This is a genomic window from Stenotrophomonas sp. YJH_SMC_33 (genome assembly GCF_059372295.1).
Genome location: NZ_JCAFVJ010000002.1, coordinates 352,976 through 370,730 on the forward strand (window position 1 = coordinate 352,976; position 17,755 = coordinate 370,730).

Sequence of the window (17,755 nt, forward strand, 5' to 3'; positions counted from 1 at the left end):
CGCGGCATCGACCCAGAGAACCGAGCCATGGCAGCCGATTGCTCCCTTCTGCGCGGATGGGCCGCACTGACTGCCCTGATGGCGGCAGCCTCGCTGCTGTTGCAGTACCTGTTGCTGGTGCAGGGGCCGGGGGCGGCGGCCGGGATCGGCGTGGCGACGCTGCGTTTCTTCGGCTATTTCACCATTCTCAGCAACCTGGCTGTCTGCGTCGGATGTGGGTGGGTGGTCCTTGGCAGAGTGCTCAAGCCGGCGGTGGCGGCGAGCCTGGCGCTGTGCATCGGTGTGACCGCGTGCGTCTACGTGCTTGCATTGCAGGGGCTGTGGCAACCGACCGGGCTGCAATGGTGGGTCGATGCGGGCCTGCACTATGTCGTGCCTGCCCTGTTCCTGCTGGGGTGGCTGCTGCTGTTGCCGCACGGTGAGCTGCGCTGGCGCGCGCTGGGCGGCGTGCTGCTGGTACCGCTGGCCTACCTTGGCTGGGCGATGCTGGTCGCTGCAATGACCGGACAGGCGCCGTATCCATTCCTCGAACTGCAACGCCTGGGCCTGGCGGCCTTCCTGCTCAACGTGCTGCGCGTTGCGGGCGTGTTCGTGGTGGGCTGGACCCTGCTGTGGGGGCTGGACCGCTGGCGCCGTCGATGAGGCGCTGCAGGGCCATCGCTGCCGCCGGGTTGCGGGCCTTGCCGGCACCGATGCACAGCAGGTAGACCTCGCGCGGGGTTTCCGGGGCGTGCCCGGCCAGACAGGGCAGGTCGTCCACCGGCTCGCCGCGTGACCAGCGTCGCGCGCGTTCAGCCCAGCGCTGCTGCACGGGCGCAGGCAGGCCCTCTTTCAAACGGGCCTGGCTGCGCTTGATCCGCGCGTAGACGAAGCCCGAACTGACGTCGCCGTGCAGCGGCGCCTCGTCGCTGTCCTCGATCACCAGTGCCACGCCGTGGCGGCGCGCGGCGGCGACCAGTGCGGGGCCATGTGCTGCGGCATTGCGGACCTCCAGCGCATGCTGCAGCGGCACCCCTTCCAGCTGCTTCGGCAGCTGCGCCATCAGCGCGTCCAGTGCATCGGCGTCGGCCGGGTGGCGTGGATCGAACTGCCACAACAACGGGCCAAGCCGGTCACCGAGCGCGATCGCTGCCTGCAGGAAGGGCGCGGCTGCCTCCACCGTGCTGGACAGGTCGCGGCGCTGCACCAGGTAGCGTGGTGCCTTCATCGCAAAGCGGAAGCCTTCCGGCGTCTGCGCGGCCCACTGCGCGCACTGTGCGGCGGTGGGCGTGCGGTAGAAGGTGCCGTTGATTTCGATGCAGCGCAGGGCGCGGCTGGCATGGGCCAGCTCTTCACGCTGCGGCAGGCCCACGGGGTAGAAAACGCCGCCGCGCCATTCGGGAAACACCCAGCCACCGATGCCGCAGCGGATCTCCGCCTGCCGGGCGGTCGCGGTCACTGGCCGTGGTCCGTGCGCCACGGGTCGTAGCTGCCGAACCACCACAGATAGCCTTCCGGGTCGGCGCAGGCATAGCCACGGCTGCCGTAGTCCTGCTCGGCGATGTCGATGACGATGCGGGCACCGGCGGCCTTGGCCCGGGCGTAGTGCGCGTCGGCATCGGTGACGATCACGCAGGCACTCTGCGTCTGGCGGCCGCCGACCTCATCAGGCAACGCCGCATGCTCGCTCCACGCGCTCTGGTTGCTGGCCGAGCCCAGCATGATCATGCCGGTGCCGAAGGTCAGCTGCGCATGGAGCACCGTGTCGCCGTCGGCATACACGGCCTGGGCATGGAAGCCGAAGGCGCGCTGCAGCCAGTCGATGGCGGCCTGCGCGTCGCGATAGCGCAGGCACGGAATGATGGTGGAGCCGTTGCTCGGTTGGCCGTTTCCGCCCATGACACCCCTCCAATGGCACAGGGCAGGGTGCGCCGCAGACCGTTACCATCCCGCGAAACCCCGGTGACGGCCTGCACATGGCCGCTACCCCTGTTCGGAGATCGTGCTGGATGAAACCCTGGATTGGAGGAGCCGTGCTGCTGGCGTGCACGACCATGGCGAGCGCTGCCACCCCGGCGCAGCTGCAGGAGCTGGATGCGACCGTCGAGCGCGTGCGCGCGCAGTTCGACGTGCCCGGTATTGCGGTGGCGGTGGTCAAGGATGGCGAGGTGGTGCTGGAGCGCGGCTGGGGCGTGCGCGAGCAGGGCAAGCCGGAACCGGTGCAGGCCGATACGCTGTTTGCCATTGCGTCCAACACCAAGGCGTTCACCGCCACTTCGCTGAACCTGCTGGCCGAGGACGGCAAGCTGAAGATGGATGACAAGGTGATCGACCACCTGCCGTCGTTCCGCATGTCCGATCCGTTCGTGACCGGGCAGATGACGATCCGCGACCTGCTGTCGCACCGCAGCGGGCTGAGCCTGGGTGCCGGCGACCTGCTGTTCTGGCCGGCCACCTCCTACAGCAATGCCGAAGTAGTCGAACGGCTGGGCAGGGTGCCGCTGAAGGGCGGTTTCCGCGAGAGCTACGCGTACGACAACATCCTGTACGCGGTTGCCCAGCAGGTGATCGAGCATGTCTCGGGCGTGAGTTACCAGCAGTTCCTGCAGACGCGCATCTTCGACAAGGTGGGCATGACCGGCACGCGCTACAACGCCGATCACCTGAAGCCGGGCGACAAGGCCGCGGTCGGCCACGCCAAGTACGATTTCAAGGACCTGCGCACCGTTGCGCCGCTGACCTGGTCGAACAATGCCGGCGCCGGCGGCATCTATTCCAGCGCGCACGACATGGCGCGCTGGATGCAGGTGCAGCTGGCCGAAGGCAAGCTGGCCGACGGCACGCCGTTGTTCAGCGAGAAGAGCCAGCAGCAGATGTGGCGGATGATCACGCCGCAGTCGATCCCGGCGCCGAGCGTGCCGGAGCTGGCACCTGCGCGGGCCAACTTCGCCGGCTATGGCGAAGGCTGGAGCCTGAGCGACTACCGTGGGCAGAAGCTGGTCTGGCATACCGGTGGCTGGCCGGGCATGGTTTCGCGGCTGACCCTGGTACCGGGCGAGAAACTGGGCGTGGTGGTGCTGACCAATCAGGAAGTGGGCGCGGCGTTCAATGCGATCACGCTGAGCGTGCTTGATGCCTACCTGGGCGGTGAAAAGCATGACTGGGTGGACGCCTATGCCAAGGCCGTGGCCAAGGGACAGGACAAGGCCGACGAGGCCTGGGCCAAGCACCAGAGCGCACGCGACAAGGGCAGCAGGCCATCGCTGGCGCTGGCCGGCTACACCGGCAGCTTCCGTGACCGCTGGTATGGCGACATGCAGATCAGCGCCGAAGGCAAGGGCCTGCGCCTGCGCTTTGCGAAGACCGCGCAGCTGAGCGGGCGCCTGGAGCACTGGCAGCACGACACCTTCATCGTGCGCTGGGACGACCGTTCGCTCAACGCCGACGCCTTCGTGAACTTCAGCCTGGACCCGGATGGCAAGGTGCGCGAGGTGCGCATGCAGCCGATTTCCGACCTGACCGATTTCAGTTTCGATTTCCAGGACCTGCTGTTCACCCGGTGAAATGACGCCGCCGGGCGTGCCCCGGCGCTGACGTTTGACGAATCCGATGGGTAGTGCCGGCCGCTGGCCGGCCACTTCAGCTTCCCGGGAGGCGTCACAAGGTTGCCGGCCAGCGGCCGGCACGAACGCAGCCGCAGCGATCGTCGGCCGGCGTACACATGCGGCGTGGGATACTCCGCCGGCTAAGATGGCGAGGGAATGCGATGTTCCGTTGGTTTGAATCCCTGATTCCGGTGTTCCCGCCCGTGGATGGGCGCATGCCACCGCGCAAGGTGCTGCCGTTCTACCTGCACTACCTGCGCCCGGTGTGGCCGGTGCTGCTGGCCACGCTCATCGCCGGCCTGCTCCTGGCGCTGGTGGAAGTGGCCATGTTCGATTATCTGGGCCGCATCGTCGACATGGTCGCCGAGCAACCCGGTGCCGATTTCTTCAAGCGCCATGCCAATGAACTGGGCTGGATGCTGTTCATCACGGTCATCGCGCGGCCGATCCTGGTCGGCCTGCACAACCTGCTGGTCAACCAGGCCATCGTGCCCGGCCTGAGCAACCGCTCGCGCTGGCTGATGCACAACTACGTGGTTCGGCAGAGCCTGAGCTTCTTCCAGAACGACTTCGCCGGCAGCGTCGCCAACCGGGTGATGCAGACCGGTACCTCGCTGCGCGAGTCGGCGGTGCAGATGGTCGACTCGCTCTGGTACATCGTGGTCTATACCGGCACCGCGCTGTACCTGTTCGCGCAGGCCGACTGGCGGCTGATGGTGCCGCTGATCCTGTGGCTGCTGGCCTACGTGGTGATCATGGTCTACTTCGTGCCGCGCGCGAAGGAGCGGGCCTGGATCGCCTCGGAAGCACGTTCGAAGGCAATGGGCCGCATCGTCGATGGCTACACCAACATTCCCACGCTGAAACTGTTCGCCCATGGCGGGCGCGAGCAGGCCTACGTGGCCGAGTCGATCCAGGAGCTGGCAGTCAAGCACCGCGCGCAGACCCGGGTGACCACCGGCATGGACCTGACCATCGCCATCGTCAACGGTTTCCTGATTGCCGGCACCTGTGGCCTGGCCCTGTGGCTGTGGAATGGCGGCCACATCACTGTCGGCGCGATCACGCTCGCGACCGGCCTGGTGATCCGCATCCACAACATGTCCGGCTGGATCATGTGGACCATCAACGGCATCTTCGAGGACATCGGTACGGTACAGGATGGCATCACCACCATTGCCCAGCCGCTGACCGTGCAGGACCGCGAGGACGCGGTGCCGTTGCAGGTGACCCGCGGTGGCGTGCACTTCCAGGACATCCACTTCCACTACGGCAAGAAGGGCGGCGTGATCGCAGGCCTCGACCTGGTGGTGAAGCCGGGCGAGAAGATCGGCCTGGTGGGTCCTTCCGGTGCCGGCAAGTCGACCCTGGTCAACGTGCTGCTGCGCCTGTACGACCTGGAAAGCGGCCGCATCCTGATCGACGACCAGGACATTGCCTACGTCACTCAGGAAAGCCTGCGCCAGCAGATCGGCGTGGTCACCCAGGATACCTCGCTCCTGCATCGCTCGATCCGCGACAACCTGCTGTACGGCCGGCCGGACGCGACCGATGAGCAGTTGCGCGCTGCGGTGGCCAAAGCACGTGCCGAGGCCTTCATCGATACGCTGGTGGACGGGCAGGGGCGTCGTGGCTACGACGCGCATGTCGGCGAGCGCGGCGTGAAGCTGTCCGGCGGCCAGCGCCAACGCATCGCCATTGCCCGCGTGCTGCTGAAGGACGCACCGATCCTGGTGCTGGACGAAGCAACCTCGGCACTGGACTCGGAAGTGGAAGCGGCAATCCAGGACAGCCTGGATGAGCTGATGGGCGGCAAGACGGTGATCGCGATCGCGCACCGGCTGTCGACCATCGCGCGCATGGACCGGCTGGTGGTGATGGACCAGGGCCGCATCGTCGAGACCGGCACCCATGCCGAGCTGATTGCTGCCGGTGGCCTGTATGCGCGCTTGTGGGCGCGGCAGACCGGGGGGTTCGTGGCGGCCGATCAATGAGTGTTTTCGGGGTCCGAGCCCTTCCCTTCGAAAAAGGCTCCGACCCCGGCGTGCTTCTGGGGACCTGCATGATCCGCTCCCTATGCTCCCTGCTGCTGGCGCTCGCGCTGGCCGGGAGCACTGCGACCGCGATGGCCGCACCCGTGGCCGACGAGCAACTGCAGCAGCTAATCCTGCTCAGCCGCCACAACCTTGCAAAAAAAATGGCCCGGGTTTCCCCGGGCCGCTCCGCTTCACCTCACACCGGCGCGATCACTCGATCGGCTGGTCCAGCATCAGCTGGCGTGCGAAACGCACCGGCGGTGCGCCGTAGGACAGTACCTGGTCGTGGTACGCCTTCAGGTTGAACTTGTCGCCCAGCTTCTCCTGCACCGCCTTGCGGGTGTCGAAGTGTTCCTGCGCACCGACGAAGTAGGTCGGCAGCTGCGCCGAGGTCAGCTGCGCGCGCACCCACTTGCCGGCCGCTTCGCTTTCCTGCTGGAACGCGTCGTGGGTCATCAGGTGCATCGCCTTCTCGCGATCCCAGTTGTCCACGTGCACGCCCTGGTCGAGGATCGCGTTGGAGATCGTGCGCAGGTAGAACTTCAGCTGCACCAGGTGGAACAGCGGGTCGTTGTTGAGGTAACCCTGCTCCTGCATCATGCGCTCGGTGTAGACCGCCCAGCCTTCGGCGAACAGGCCCGAACGCAGCACCGCACGCAGGGTGGAAGGGAACTTGGCCGAATGCCAGCCCTCCAGGTAATGGCCCGGGGTGCCTTCGTGGATGCTCAGCAGGTGGATCATGCGCGAGTTGTACTCACGCAGGAACGAGTCGACCTGCTTGTCGTTCCAGTCGTCCGGAATCGGCGACACGGCGTAGAAGGTCTTCAGGTTCTTGTCCAGCGGACCCGGCGAATCGCAGTAGGCCACGGCCACGCCACGTTGGAATTCCGGCATCAGGATGATGTCCACCGGCGCATCGGGCAGGGTCATCAGGTCGTGCTCGCGCACGAATGCGGTGGACTGCTCCAGCGCGGCCTTGGCATCGTCGACGACCTTGTCGCGTGCCGGCTTGTCGGCGTAGGCCAGTTCCAGCGCAGCTTCGATCGCCTTCTGCTGCTGCTCGTCGGTCGGCTGGGCCGGCATCTCCGGCGCACCCGGCTTGTCCTTCAGCACGGTCTGCGCGATGCCGTACATGTCCTCGCGCACACGCTTGAGTTCGGCGCGCGCACGGTCACCGATCTCCTGGCGCGACAGCGAGGAGCTGAGCGCGAACTTCAGCTTCTGGTCGTACTTTTCCGCACCGATGCGGAAGTCGCCCTTGGCGTTCGGCACCAGGGTCTTGTCCAGCCAGGTCTGCTGCTCGTCCACCGCCTTCTTCAGGCCGTCGATGGCCGCCTGCAGGCGCTGCTGGTCGGCCTGCGGCAGTTCACCGATGTGCGGGGTGATGAAGGTATCGACGATGCTGAGGATGCCCTTGTTCTGCTTGGCCACCGTCTCGGCGTGGATCTTCGGCACGCGCGCCGGATCCAGGTTCTCGCGGGCCTGGGCGAAGATCGCCGGCAGCTTTTCCATGCGCGCGGTGGCCGACTTCAGGCGCTCCGGCAGTGGCGCGAACTCGCGCGCCATCAGGCCGTAGATCGCGCTGCCGGCGATGCCGTTGTACAGCTGCGGGTCCCACTTGCCGGACTGAAGCACTTCGGCGTTCCAGATTTCCGACTGCAGCTGGTTGCGCAGGATCGCCGCGTCCACCTGGTTCTCGCGGCCCAGCTTGGCCACGTCGATCTTGTCCAGCTCGCCCAGCAGCGCCTTGTAGGCGGCCACGGTCTTCTGCTGGCCGGCGGCACTGAGGTCGTCCAGCTCGCTGTCGTAGCGGTGGTCACCGATCTGGGTGGCGCTGACCGGCGACAGCTGCATCCAGGTATCCAGCGCGCGCTTGGAGAGATCGGCGAAGGCGGCATCGACCGCCGCATCACCGGCCTGCTGGCTGGCGGCCGGGGTGGAAGCGTTGGTCGGGGCGTCGGCCGGCTGGCAACCGGCCAGCGCAGCGACCAGGGCGAGGGCAAGAAGATGCGGGCGCATCGGCATTCCTGTACGGGGTCAAACCCTGAGCATAGGGCCCCGTCGCTGCTTTGTCCCCGTGCCATAGGATTACCATGGGCGGATTCAAGGACCCTCCAAAGGAGCGCAGGACATGGAATACCAGGGAAGCTGCCATTGCGGCAGGATCGCATTCACCGTACAGGCCGAGGCGCCGATCAGCGACGTCATCGACTGCAACTGTTCGATGTGCCAGCGTCGCGGCAGCCTGCTGTGGTTCGCCCCGCGTGCGGCGTTCCAGCTGACCACCGATCCGGCTGACGTGGCCACCTACCACTTCAACAAGGCCCACATCGACCATCACCACTGCCGCGAATGTGGCGTCGCCCCCTACAGCGAAGCGGTCGATCCGCGTAGCGGCACACCGATGGTGGCGGTGAACGTGCGCTGCGTGCCGCAGGTCGATCTGGCTGGCCTTTCGGTGACCTCCTACGACGGAGCCGCACTGTGACGGGCGCGCGCGCCTGGACGCGCAGCCTGGCGATGCCGGTGGTGCTGCTGGCATTGGCGGGCTGCGCCAAGCAGGGCGACATGGCCGCGGATGCGGGCGCCCCGGCCGCCGAAGCGGCCGTCGCGTCGCCAGAAGGTGCGTTCCTCGCCTATGAACATGACGTGCAGGTGCAGCTGGAGGCGGCAAAGATCGCGCCGCGCATCCAGCAGATCGCCCAAGCCTGCCAGAGCGCGAAGTTCGGCGACTGCGCGGTATTGCAGGTCGACCAGCGCAGTGGCGAGCGACCCAGCGGTGAGGTCAAGGTGCGCATCGCGCCGAAGGGCGCCGAGCCGCTGATCGCGATGGCCGGTGAGGGCGGAACGCTGCAGTCGCGCACCACCCGCGCCGAGGATCTGGCACAGGCCGTGGCAGACACGGCGCTGACCAAGGCGCGGCTTGAAAAGGAGCACGCCCGCCTGCTGTCCTACCAGGACCGCAAGGACCTGAAGATCGAAGATCTGATGGCGATCACCACGCGCCTGTCAGAGATCGAGGCGGGTGTCGAGCAGGCCAACAAGGACGCCGCGCAGCAGCGCCGGCGCATCGATACCCAGCTGGTGACGCTGCACTTCGAGACCACTTCGGGCCAACGCAGCCGAAGTGAGATCGGCGAGGCGCTGAGCGAGTCGGGCAGCATTCTCAGCACCAGCGTGGCGTTCCTGATTCGTGCTGTTGCCGCGCTGCTGCCGGTGGCGGTGCTGGCCCTGGTCGCAGCCTGGGGCGTGCGCGCATGGTGGCGTCGCCACCGTCGCAAGCTGCCGCCCAACCGCTGAGGTCAAGGCTGATGCCGGCAGCCCGCCGGCATCAGCCCTCGTCGGTTTCGTACTCGACGAACACATCCAGTTCCAGCGCCAGATCCTGCACGGCGTCGCGCACCTTCTGCGCGGTGCTTTCATTGCCCACTTCCACTTCCAGCTCGTGGATGCCCGGGCCGATGTCATCGGACAGCCCGGCCGAGCTGGAGTCGTCGTCGTCCATGTGCGGCATCAGGTCGTCGGTTTCCTCGACATGCTCGATGCCATCCAGGCCGAGCAGCAGGTCGCTGATGGCACGGGCGTCGTCTTCGGTTCCGGTAATGCGCAGTCGCAGCATGGCCATGGCGTAGGTACGTTGTGGAGTTGCCTGCAGCCTAGCCAGCATCGGGCAAAGAATGGGTGAGGGCGAAGTCAGGTGGGCGTGGCCGGGCGCCCGAGCAGGCTGTCCGGCAATGCCGGAATCGGTGTGCGTTCGTCCTGCGCCTGTTCCAGCAGCCAGTCGATGAACAGGCGTGCGGCCGGGCTGGGCGGTTGTCCTTCGGCATGCACTACGTGATACGCATAGCGCGCCTTCAGCGCCGGGCCGGGCAGGCGCACCACCTCGTAGCGCTGCAGGTAGGGCTGGGCGATGTGGGTGCGCGCCAGCACCGCGCCCATGCCATACACCGCTGCACGCATCGCGTCGGTGCTGTCGGCGAAGGTGTGCATGGGTGGCAGCGGCGACGGCGTGCGCACGCCGGCGTGGCGGAGCCAGTCGCGCCAGCCCTGCGGCGACAGGTCGGTCAGCAGCGGCAGGTCGGCGATGCGCGCCGGATCGACCAGCGTTTCGACGCCGGCCAGTGCCGGTGAGGCGACCGGGAACAGGTAGTCATCCATCAGGTGCTGCGCACGCAGGCCGGGCCATTGGCCCAGGCCGTAGCGGATGCCCACTTCCGGGCCGTTGTCGTCATAGCGATCCAGCCCGCTGCCGGTATGCAGCTCGATGCGGATATGCGGATAGGCCTGGGTGAAGCGCGGCAGCCGTGGCAGCAGCCAGCAGTAGGACAGCGAGCGCAGCGTGGTGATGCGCAGCGGCACGCTGTCGGCATCCGGCTGCAGGTGATGGGCGACGGCCGCGACATCGGTGAAGGCGGCGCTGGCAGCGTCGGCCAGTTGCCGGCCCTCGGCAGTCAGGCGCACGCCGCGGGCGTGGCGTAGGAACAGCCGTACTTCCAGCACTTCTTCCAGGCGGCGGACGTGGTGGCTGACCGCGCTGGCGGTCAGGTGCAGCTCCTGCGCGGCCTGGGCGAAGTTCTGGTGGCGCGCCGCGACCGCGAACACGGCCAGTGCGGGTAGCAGGGAAGGGCGTAGCAGCATGTCGAGCCTCAAACCATATTTGTGGCTGGCAGCGATACTACGCGCTTGTGCCGCGGGCGTCTGCGCCTGATCCTGTCCGCATTGGCGAAGAATTGACGATGTACGGAGGCAAGGCATGAATGCGGTCCCACAGGCGGCCGAGCGCGATTGGCGCACGCCGCTGGAATTGACCCTGCTGGGCGCCATCTGGGGTTGCTCGTTCCTGTTCATGCGGGTGGCGGTGCCGTCGTTCGGCCCGTTCGCGCTGGTCGAGGTGCGGCTGGTGCTGGGTGCGCTGGTGCTGCTGCCGTTCCTGTGGCGCGCCCGCGCGCAGTTCCCGCCGCGGCGCTGGCTGTGGCTGGCGCCGATCGGCCTGATCAACTCGGCGTTGCCGTTCGTGCTGTTCGCCTATGCAGCGGAACAGGCGCCGGCGGCGATCGGCGCGATCTGCAATGCGATGACGGTGCTGTTTGCCGCGCTGATCGCGTTCCTGTTCTTCGGCGAGAAGATCGGCATGCGCCGTGCCGGGGCGCTGCTGGTCGGCTTCGCCGGCGTGGTGGTGCTGGCCACGGCCAAGGTTTCCGGCCTGAGCATCGGCACCGCAGTGCTGGCCGGTGCGGCGGCATCGCTGCTGTACGGCCTGGGCGTGAACCTGGTGAAGCGGCACATGACTGGGTTGCCGTCGGCCGCCGCCGCGGCGGCAACGCTGTCCTGCGCCTCGCTGTGGATGCTGCCGATGGCGGTGAACCACTGGCCGCAGGCGGCGATTCCGGGCAAGGCGTGGGGCGCGGCGATTGCCTTGGGCGTGGCCTGCACTGGCTTGGCGTTCCTGATGTTCTACCGCCTGATCGGCCGTATCGGCCCGTCGCGTGCGTCGACGGTGACCTACCTGATTCCGCTGTTCGGCGCGGCGTTCGCGTGGTTGTTCCTGGGGGAGGCGGTGACGGTACAGATGTTGGTGGCGGGGGCGTTGATTCTGGGGAGCGTGGCGGTGAGTCAGAAGGGCTGAGGCGTTGGCGTTTTGCGCGTGGCGCGTGCTGAAGGTGCTTCATTGTTCATGGGCGTTACTTTTCTTTGTACGCAAAGAAAAGTAACCAAAAGAAACGTGCCGCCGGCCGCGAGCCGGTGCTGCGCACCGGTACCCTGCGCTCCTCGGCCCGTCGAGGGACGGCGCGGGAACTCGCTGCGCTCAAACACCCGCGCCTCTTCGCCCTCGCCGGACCTGCGGTGCTCGGCTCGCTCAAGGCGGACCCAAGATCAAAGGCAAAAGCGGTCGCTTCGCTCGCCGGGCCCGGCCCGGCACTACCAAACATCGTCGTGCAGCTGTGGCTCTTGACCTTGAGTCCGCCTTGAGCGAGCCGAGCATCGCAGGGGAATCAGGGGCGAAGAGGTGCCGATGTCTGAGCGCAGCGAGTTCGGCACCGTCCCCTGATTCACCGAGAAGCGCAGGGGACCGACGTGCGAAGCACGGCGGCTCGCGACCTGGCGGCGCGTTTCTTTTGGTTACTTTTCTTTTCGCGCGAAAAGAAAAGTGACGCCCATGAACAGTGAAGCACCTTCAGCACGCGCCACGTGCAGGAAGCCAGGCTCCTACCGCACCGGCACCGGAATATTGCACAGATCGATATGCCCGGCCGGGCGCTTGTAGAAATCATCCACGCGGTTGCGCCGCGCCTCCACCGTATCGGCGAAGGTCTTCGAGTCGGTACGCAGTACCTGGATCGGCGTGCGCTCGGCCGCCGGCACGTCGCTGGCACGGCGGATCGACAGGATCGGCGTACGCAGCTTCGGGTCGGTGTAGAAGCCCATCGGCGCCGGTCCGCGCCGGGTCGCGCTGAGCAGTTCCATGCCCTTCAACACGCGACCGACCAGAGTGATGTTGCGGTCCAGCTGGCGCGGCGACTGACCGGTCACCACGTACAGTTCGGCGCCGATGCTGCTGTCTTCCTCGTTGCTGCGGCCGGCACCGAGCATGCCGTAGCAGTGCGCCAGCCAGGCCTTGCCGGCTTGCGGGTCCTGGCCGACCGGGAAGCCGTCGACGAAACCGGTCTGCGCGGCCCAGCCATCGCGATCCGGCAGCACGCTGACCTTCAGGCCGGCGCTGGCGCGTTCGAACTCGGCCGGCAGCTTGCGCGCGGCGCTGCCGAACGGCCTGGCCTTGGCCGCGTCATCGGCGTCGGCATCGCCGAACTGCACCACGAAGTTGTCCTGCGAGCGGTAGATGCTGGTGCCGTCCCAGAAGTGCTCGTGGGCGAAGGTCTGGATGTTGGCGACATGGCGGGGGGCGAACTGCGGCGCCAGTTCGATGATCACGCGCCCGGCCGGCAGGTCCATGTACAGCAGGTTGGCCGGGTCCGGGGTGCGCCAGTCGCTGGCCGCCGAGGCGTCGAGGACCTGCTGCGGGCTGCGGTACGGGGCGGCAGCGCTGGCCAGCGAGGGCAGCAGGCAGGCCAGGGCGAGGGCGGTCAGGGCAAGGCGACGACGGTGCGGCATGGGAACCCCGGAACATGAACGAGGGTTCGATTCTGCGCGACTAGAGACCACATCGCCAAGCGAGATGTAGGGCAATCGCGTCAGCCTGCGCACGGCCTCTTGGCCGATCCAATGGGTCTGGAATCAACGCCTATCGTTCTTCTGCAATTAGACCGGAGTAATGGCCGAAGACAGGAACAGGTTCATAGTTGCCTGTCGGATCGTGCGTAGTTGAAGACTCTTCCAGATGATGAGGTGAAAAATTCTCCCTGGTTATCGTAAGCCGACCATCTTCATTGAAGAGGTAGCTTGTCCCTTCGGCAATGCCGTCACTCTTCTCATCGAACGTTCTATGTACCGCCATGCTCAGGAACAGATTTCCCGGCGCTACCTGCTGGAATTGATACGTCAGGCGCTCCCTTAGATGTTCATCCAGAAAGTCGACGCCAATCATTTCTTTGTCCAACAGCACATCGATAATCGCTGATGGCGTGGTGGGGGAGCCAACGAGAACCGTATAGCGAGCCTGGCTCTCATGTCTCGATTTGGCTTCGGATTCACTGATTATGTTTCGGGCGGACTTCTTTGCGCCAAACCAGAAGTCGCAATAATAAAACTCAGTCATAAGTGGATACTCCCGGGACCGTCGTGCTCGCAGGAGCTGGATCAGCCGCTGCGCTGTTGGAAGGTGACGGTATGCCGCGGTTCGCAGAGGGACAAGCAAGCCAATGGGCCTGCCGGCCAGGTGGTCATCCGGCCCTCGCCAACCGGCAGAGTGACTAACGACACATTCGCTATACCGAACTTCGCACTACTGTGGACTTCAACGTAGTGGAGGGCCGGCCATGTCCGAGGACGATGTCCACCTGAAGAAGTTCCAGAAGGAGCTCAGCGCCGGAACGGTGTCGCTGGCCCTGCTGGCGGTGCTGGCCCAGGCCGGGGAGCCGCTGTACGGCTATCTCATTGCCAAGGAGCTGGAGCGGGTGGGCGAGGGCGTGCTGAGCGGCAAGCAGAGCGCGCTGTACCCGGTGCTGCGCAACCTGGAGGGCGCCGGGCTGCTGGAAAGCCATGTGGAGCCATCCAGCAGTGGTCCGCCCCGGCGCTACTACCGCATCAATGAACGTGGCCGCGAGGTTCTGGCGCAATGGCGCCAGGCCTGGCAGGCCACCCGCGATTCCGTCGATTCCGTGTTGGAGGGGGTACCGCAATGAACGACCCGAGCCTGGCAGGCCGCGCCCTGCCGACCACCATCCCGCAATACCTGGCGCAGCTGCGCGCGGCGCTGGAAGGTGCCGATCCGGCGATGGTGCAGGACGCGCTGTACGACGCCGAGGAGTACCTGCGCTCGGAGCTGGCCGCGCAGCCCGGCCGCAGCGAAGCCGAGGTCATCGCCGACGTGGCCGGCAGCTATGGCGCGCCGGACGAAGTGGCCGAGATCTACCGCGAGACCGAAGTGACGGTGAACCGCGCGCTGCGTACGCCGCGTGCGGATACCGCACCGGTGCTGCGTGCGGCGGCCGAAGCCAGTGGCGTCGAGCCGGCCTCACCGCCGCCGGCGCCGGTGCAGCGTTCGCTGCTGGCGCGTGTCTTCGGCGTGGTGACCGATCCGCACACCTACGGTGCGCTGTTCTACATGCTGCTGTCGCTGGCCACCGGCATCTTCTTCTTCACCTGGGTGGTGACCGGCCTGTCATTGTCGCTGGGCCTGCTGATCCTGATCGTGGGCATTCCGCTGACCGTGCTGTTCTTCGGCTCGGTGCGCGGGCTGGCGCTGCTGGAAGGGCGGTTGGTGGAAGCACTGCTGGGCGAGCGCATGCCGCGCCGCCCGCGTTACACCGACCGCAGCCGCACCTGGCTGCAGCGCATCGGCGACATGTTCACCGATGGCCGTACCTGGCTGACCCTGCTGTACTTCGTGCTGATGCTGCCGCTGGGCGTCATCTACTTCACCATCGCGGTGACGTTGCTGTCGCTGTCACTGGGGTTCATCTGGGCACCGGTGGCCGCACTGTTCAGCGGTGACATTCCGGGCGTGTACGTCGACGGCGTGAACGTGTTGCCGATGGCCGCTTCGCCGCTGGTGGGCATCGTGATCGCCGCCGTGGGCGTACTGCTGCTGTTGTTGACCATGCACCTGGCACGCGGCGTCGGCAAACTGCATGGTCTGATCGCCAAGAACCTGCTGGTGCGGTTGTAAGCGGGAGCCCAGGCTTCGGTAGGTGCCAACCTTGGTTGGCACGATCGATCAGATGCCGGGATCCATGGTAGAGCGCCAACCAAGGTTGGCATCTACCAGGGCCTGGTTACCCCGCCTTTCGCCGCAACGGGGTGACGTTGCTCTTCTTCTTCGTAGCCTTCGCCGCCGGGGTTTCGGCATGCGCGGCGAAGAAGTCGCGTACCTTCGGGTACACCACTTCGCGCCAGCGACGGCCACTGAAGATGCCGTAGTGGCCGGCGCCTTCGACGATGAAATGCTCGCGGCGGTCAGCAGCAATGCCGGTGCACAGCGCCTGCGCGGCTTCGGTCTGGCCGAGGCCGGCGATGTCGTCCAGTTCGCCCTCGATGCTCAGCAGCGCGGTATCGCGGATCGCCGACGGGTCGACCTTCTCGCCATTGACCACCCACTCGCCACGCGGCAGCAGGAAGTCCTGGAACACCACGCGGATGGTGTCCAGGTAGTACTTGGCCGGCATGTCCAGCACCGCGTTGTACTCGTCGTAGAAGCGACGGTGCGCGTCGGCGTCTTCCAGGTCGCCCTTGACCAGGTCGGTGTAGAAATCCCAGTGCGAGCTGAAGTGGCGGCTCGGGTTCATCGACAGGAAGCCGGCGTGCTGCAGGAAGCCCGGATACACGCGGCGGCCGGCGCCGGGGTAACTGGCCGGCACGGTGTGGATGACGTTGTTCTCGAACCACGACAGCGGGTTCTGCGTGGCCAGGTTGTTCACTGCGGTCGGGCTGCAGCGCGCATCGATCGGGCCGCCCATCATCACCAGCGTGCGCGGCGTCGGCTCGCCACGGCTGGCCATCAGTGAAACCGCGGCCAGCACCGGCACGGTGGGCTGGCACACGCTGACCACGTGCAGGCGCTCGACACCCAGGTGGCGGATGAACTCCTGGATATAGGCGATGTAGTCGTCCAGGCCGAACTCGCCTTCGCTGGCCGGTACCATGCGCGCGTCAACCCAGTCGGTGACGTACACGCGGTGGTCGCGCAGCAGCGTGCGCACGGTATCGCGCAGCAGCGTGGCATGGTGGCCGGACAGCGGTGCCACCACCAGCACGAACGGCTGGTTGAGCATGGTGTGCAGCTGGTCGGCTTCATTGCTGTGGCGCTTGAAGCGCAGCAGCTTGCAGAACGGCTTGCTTACTTCCTCGTGCACGACGATCGGCACGCGCTCGCCTTCGACCTCGATTTCGTTGATGCCCCACTCGGGCTTCTCGTAATCCTTGCCGATGCGATGGAACAACTCGTTGACCGCCGCCAGGCGATCGGCACCCGGCATCTGCGACCACCAGTGGCCCGGGTTGGCGAAGAACTTGGCGTTGGCCTGGGCCTGGTGCACCCAGGGGGCAAGCAGGTTGCGGGTCAGTTCGTGCAGTTGATAGAGCATGACGACCGAATATGTATGGTCATATGTTGCCGCGCAGCATATCCCATCCGGGTGTCCCGCAGGTTAAGTTGCCTGAAAATAATGAATCCGGATTCACATCCGTTCCAGCGCGGCGGCATCGCTTGCCAGGGCGGGGCCGAGCCAGCAGTGCGACCCCACCGACTGCAGGCCGTGCCGGGCCAGCGTGCGGCGGTACCAGCGCGCCGGGCGGGCGTGGAAGCCCTCGTGGTCGCCGTCGAATTCATCCTCGGCGGCGAAGGTCTCCAGGAAGGCCACGCCACCGGTCAGCTCGGCCACCCCGGCCAGGCCGGCGCGCAGTTCACGGTCGGGCACGTAGTGCATCACGTCCGAGCACACCAGCAGGTCGACCGGGGCGCAGGGCCGCAGCCAGGCGAAATCACCGAAGGCGGCCAGGTGCAGGTTGCGGGTCCTGCCGTAGCGGCGCACAGCGTACTCGCTGCTGTCGAAGCCGAGATATTCGACCTTCGGACGCAGCTTCAGCAGCGGCGCGCGCCAGGCGCCTTCACCGCAGCCGATATCCAGCACGCTGCGGATCGGCCGCTCCAGGTAGTACTCGGCGCTGGCCACGGCCAACGCAACCTTGCGCGCCAGGCGGGCGCTGCCGCCGATGTCGGCACGGCGGTACCAGCGTTGGAAGTAGGCGGCGTCGTAGGTCTTGTCCATGGGGCGGTGCGCGATCGGGGAAAACGGCGCCTATCGTACGGTGTTGCGGCGCGCCATGCGTCGATGTGTCGCGGCGGGCGTGCCTGCGGCGGCTTCGCCACGGCATGCGAGAATGGCCGCCAACCTACGCCAGCCGCCGGAGCGAGCGCATGCAGAGCTACTACTGGGTCAAGACCTTCCACATCGTGTTCGTGGTGGCGTGGATGGCCACGGTGTTCTACCTGCCGCGCATCCTGGTGAACCTGGCCGAGACCGCGGGCCAGCCGGCGGTGAGCGAGCGCCTGCAGCTGATGGGCCTGCGCCTGTACCGCTTCGGCCACTCGATGTTCGGCCTGGCGTTCCTGCTCGGCCTGGTGCTGTGGCTGGGCTACAAGGTCATCCCCGATTTCCCGACCATGGTGGCTCCGGGAGCTGCCGGCTGGCTGCACGCCAAGCTGGGGCTGGTGGTGGTGCTGCTGGTGTACTTCGGCTGGATCGGCCGCCTGCTCAAGGGCGTGGCCAAGGGCCGGGCGCTGCCGTCGTCGCGCGCGCTGCGCTGGATCAACGAGATCCCGCTGCTGGCGTTCATTCCGATCGTGTGGCTGGTGCTGGCCAAGCCGTTCTGAACGGGGCGCGCTGCGCGCGCGGCGCATCGCACAGATGCATCCACGCATGGCGTGGATCTACTGGGTGCAGCTGTGGCTTTTGATGTCCAGGTCCGCCATGAGAGAGCCGAGCATCGCAGGTGAAACAGGGGCGAAGAGGCGCCGAT

At 66.6% G+C, this 17,755-nt stretch carries 18 protein-coding genes; 9 read left to right on the top strand and 9 right to left on the bottom strand.

The genetic code is table 11. The features are described 5' to 3' along the window. Positions 1-27: 27 nt before the first annotated feature. Complete coding sequence (locus AC5P9W_RS05465; protein ID WP_026346926.1) at positions 28-642, top strand: Pr6Pr family membrane protein; 615 nt, start codon at positions 28-30, stop codon at positions 640-642. Here the strand turns inward: AC5P9W_RS05465 and AC5P9W_RS05470 are convergent. Together AC5P9W_RS05470 and AC5P9W_RS05475 are read right to left on the bottom strand one after the other, a co-directional pair. Next, complete coding sequence (locus tag AC5P9W_RS05470) at positions 563-1,438, bottom strand: DUF72 domain-containing protein (protein ID WP_021203650.1); 876 nt, start codon at positions 1,436-1,438, stop codon at positions 563-565. The genes AC5P9W_RS05465 and AC5P9W_RS05470 overlap by 80 nt on opposite strands. Continuing rightward, entirely contained in the window at positions 1,435-1,878 is a 444-nt protein-coding gene (locus AC5P9W_RS05475; protein WP_495218934.1) for a VOC family protein, read from the bottom strand. The genes AC5P9W_RS05470 and AC5P9W_RS05475 overlap by 4 nt, the downstream gene beginning before the upstream one ends. A 110-nt stretch (positions 1,879-1,988) precedes the next feature. Here AC5P9W_RS05475 and AC5P9W_RS05480 point away from each other — a divergent pair, with 110 nt between their 5' ends. Together AC5P9W_RS05480 and smrA are read left to right on the top strand one after the other, a co-directional pair. Next, positions 1,989-3,542, top strand: a complete 1,554-nt coding sequence (locus AC5P9W_RS05480; protein ID WP_111102002.1) for a serine hydrolase — start codon at positions 1,989-1,991, stop codon at positions 3,540-3,542. 203 nt (positions 3,543-3,745) lie between these two features. Continuing rightward, complete coding sequence (gene smrA / locus AC5P9W_RS05485; protein WP_111102003.1) at positions 3,746-5,578, top strand: multidrug efflux ABC transporter SmrA; 1,833 nt, start codon at positions 3,746-3,748, stop codon at positions 5,576-5,578. A 252-nt stretch (positions 5,579-5,830) separates the two neighbouring features. Here the strand turns inward: smrA and AC5P9W_RS05490 are convergent, their stop codons facing one another. Beyond that, positions 5,831-7,639: a DUF885 domain-containing protein gene (locus AC5P9W_RS05490; RefSeq protein WP_111102004.1), complete on the bottom strand. Its 1,809-nt coding sequence runs from the start codon at positions 7,637-7,639 to the stop codon at positions 5,831-5,833. A 112-nt stretch (positions 7,640-7,751) separates the two neighbouring features. Here AC5P9W_RS05490 and AC5P9W_RS05495 point away from each other — a divergent pair, with 112 nt between their 5' ends. After that, positions 7,752-8,108, top strand: coding sequence for a GFA family protein (locus AC5P9W_RS05495; protein WP_495218936.1), 357 nt, complete (start codon positions 7,752-7,754; stop codon positions 8,106-8,108). Between the two features lie 32 nt (positions 8,109-8,140). After that, the gene (locus AC5P9W_RS05500) at positions 8,141-8,920 is read left to right on the top strand and encodes a DUF4349 domain-containing protein (protein ID WP_495218981.1); all 780 of its coding nucleotides are present in this window, start codon (positions 8,141-8,143) and stop codon (positions 8,918-8,920) included. Between the two features lie 31 nt (positions 8,921-8,951). Here the strand turns inward: AC5P9W_RS05500 and AC5P9W_RS05505 are convergent, their stop codons facing one another. Continuing rightward, positions 8,952-9,245 (bottom strand): hypothetical protein, encoded by a 294-nt coding sequence (locus AC5P9W_RS05505; protein ID WP_021203661.1) that lies wholly within the window; start codon positions 9,243-9,245, stop codon positions 8,952-8,954. Positions 9,246-9,313: 68 nt separating this feature from the next. Further along, the gene (locus AC5P9W_RS05510) at positions 9,314-10,258 is read right to left on the bottom strand and encodes a LysR substrate-binding domain-containing protein (protein ID WP_134735789.1); all 945 of its coding nucleotides are present in this window, start codon (positions 10,256-10,258) and stop codon (positions 9,314-9,316) included. Between the two features lie 115 nt (positions 10,259-10,373). Between AC5P9W_RS05510 and AC5P9W_RS05515 the strand changes: the two genes are divergently transcribed. Next, complete coding sequence (locus tag AC5P9W_RS05515; RefSeq protein WP_134735788.1) at positions 10,374-11,246, top strand: EamA family transporter; 873 nt, start codon at positions 10,374-10,376, stop codon at positions 11,244-11,246. Between the two features lie 581 nt (positions 11,247-11,827). On the opposite strand, the gene AC5P9W_RS05520 is transcribed toward AC5P9W_RS05515, so the two are convergent. Further along, positions 11,828-12,730: a peptidylprolyl isomerase gene (locus AC5P9W_RS05520; RefSeq protein ID WP_111098964.1), complete on the bottom strand. Its 903-nt coding sequence runs from the start codon at positions 12,728-12,730 to the stop codon at positions 11,828-11,830. Positions 12,731-12,860: 130 nt separating this feature from the next. Then, complete coding sequence (locus AC5P9W_RS05525) at positions 12,861-13,334, bottom strand: lytic transglycosylase (RefSeq protein ID WP_180832682.1); 474 nt, start codon at positions 13,332-13,334, stop codon at positions 12,861-12,863. Positions 13,335-13,554: 220 nt separating this feature from the next. Between AC5P9W_RS05525 and AC5P9W_RS05530 the strand changes: the two genes are divergently transcribed. After that, complete coding sequence (locus AC5P9W_RS05530) at positions 13,555-13,920, top strand: PadR family transcriptional regulator (protein ID WP_069138000.1); 366 nt, start codon at positions 13,555-13,557, stop codon at positions 13,918-13,920. Further along, positions 13,917-14,906, top strand: coding sequence for a sensor domain-containing protein (locus tag AC5P9W_RS05535; RefSeq protein WP_180832681.1), 990 nt, complete (start codon positions 13,917-13,919; stop codon positions 14,904-14,906). Before AC5P9W_RS05530 ends, AC5P9W_RS05535 begins: the two co-directional genes overlap by 4 nt. Before the next feature lie 106 nt (positions 14,907-15,012). On the opposite strand, the gene AC5P9W_RS05540 is transcribed toward AC5P9W_RS05535, so the two are convergent. Beyond that, positions 15,013-16,320 carry a polyhydroxyalkanoate depolymerase gene (locus AC5P9W_RS05540; protein ID WP_155029199.1) on the bottom strand — a complete coding sequence of 436 codons (1,308 nt, stop codon included), beginning with the start codon at positions 16,318-16,320 and terminating at the stop codon, positions 15,013-15,015. Positions 16,321-16,413: 93 nt separating this feature from the next. Then, complete coding sequence (locus AC5P9W_RS05545) at positions 16,414-17,004, bottom strand: class I SAM-dependent DNA methyltransferase (RefSeq protein WP_495218939.1); 591 nt, start codon at positions 17,002-17,004, stop codon at positions 16,414-16,416. Between the two features lie 149 nt (positions 17,005-17,153). On the opposite strand from AC5P9W_RS05545, the gene AC5P9W_RS05550 reads away from it, so the two are divergent. Continuing rightward, a complete protein-coding gene (locus AC5P9W_RS05550; RefSeq protein WP_021203668.1) occupies positions 17,154-17,609 on the top strand; it encodes a CopD family protein in 456 nt (151 codons plus the stop codon). The last annotated feature ends 146 nt before the right edge of the window (positions 17,610-17,755 follow it).

Bases quoted from the DNA above. Each gene is read 5' to 3' on its own strand.
- AC5P9W_RS05465 (WP_026346926.1), top strand. From the start codon at position 28: ATGGCAGCCGATTGCTCCCTTCTGCGCGGATGGGCCGCACTGACTGCC.
- AC5P9W_RS05475 (WP_495218934.1), bottom strand. From the start codon at position 1,878: ATGGGCGGAAACGGCCAACCGAGCAACGGCTCCACCATCATTCCGTGC.
- AC5P9W_RS05480 (WP_111102002.1), top strand. From the start codon at position 1,989: ATGAAACCCTGGATTGGAGGAGCCGTGCTGCTGGCGTGCACGACCATG.
- smrA (WP_111102003.1), top strand. From the start codon at position 3,746: ATGTTCCGTTGGTTTGAATCCCTGATTCCGGTGTTCCCGCCCGTGGAT.
- AC5P9W_RS05490 (WP_111102004.1), bottom strand. From the start codon at position 7,639: ATGCGCCCGCATCTTCTTGCCCTCGCCCTGGTCGCTGCGCTGGCCGGT.
- AC5P9W_RS05495 (WP_495218936.1), top strand. From the start codon at position 7,752: ATGGAATACCAGGGAAGCTGCCATTGCGGCAGGATCGCATTCACCGTA.
- AC5P9W_RS05500 (WP_495218981.1), top strand. From the start codon at position 8,141: ATGCCGGTGGTGCTGCTGGCATTGGCGGGCTGCGCCAAGCAGGGCGAC.
- AC5P9W_RS05505 (WP_021203661.1), bottom strand. From the start codon at position 9,245: ATGGCCATGCTGCGACTGCGCATTACCGGAACCGAAGACGACGCCCGT.
- AC5P9W_RS05510 (WP_134735789.1), bottom strand. From the start codon at position 10,258: ATGCTGCTACGCCCTTCCCTGCTACCCGCACTGGCCGTGTTCGCGGTC.
- AC5P9W_RS05515 (WP_134735788.1), top strand. From the start codon at position 10,374: ATGAATGCGGTCCCACAGGCGGCCGAGCGCGATTGGCGCACGCCGCTG.
- AC5P9W_RS05520 (WP_111098964.1), bottom strand. From the start codon at position 12,730: ATGCCGCACCGTCGTCGCCTTGCCCTGACCGCCCTCGCCCTGGCCTGC.
- AC5P9W_RS05525 (WP_180832682.1), bottom strand. From the start codon at position 13,334: ATGACTGAGTTTTATTATTGCGACTTCTGGTTTGGCGCAAAGAAGTCC.
- AC5P9W_RS05530 (WP_069138000.1), top strand. From the start codon at position 13,555: ATGTCCGAGGACGATGTCCACCTGAAGAAGTTCCAGAAGGAGCTCAGC.
- AC5P9W_RS05535 (WP_180832681.1), top strand. From the start codon at position 13,917: ATGAACGACCCGAGCCTGGCAGGCCGCGCCCTGCCGACCACCATCCCG.
- AC5P9W_RS05540 (WP_155029199.1), bottom strand. From the start codon at position 16,320: ATGCTCTATCAACTGCACGAACTGACCCGCAACCTGCTTGCCCCCTGG.
- AC5P9W_RS05545 (WP_495218939.1), bottom strand. From the start codon at position 17,004: ATGGACAAGACCTACGACGCCGCCTACTTCCAACGCTGGTACCGCCGT.
- AC5P9W_RS05550 (WP_021203668.1), top strand. From the start codon at position 17,154: ATGCAGAGCTACTACTGGGTCAAGACCTTCCACATCGTGTTCGTGGTG.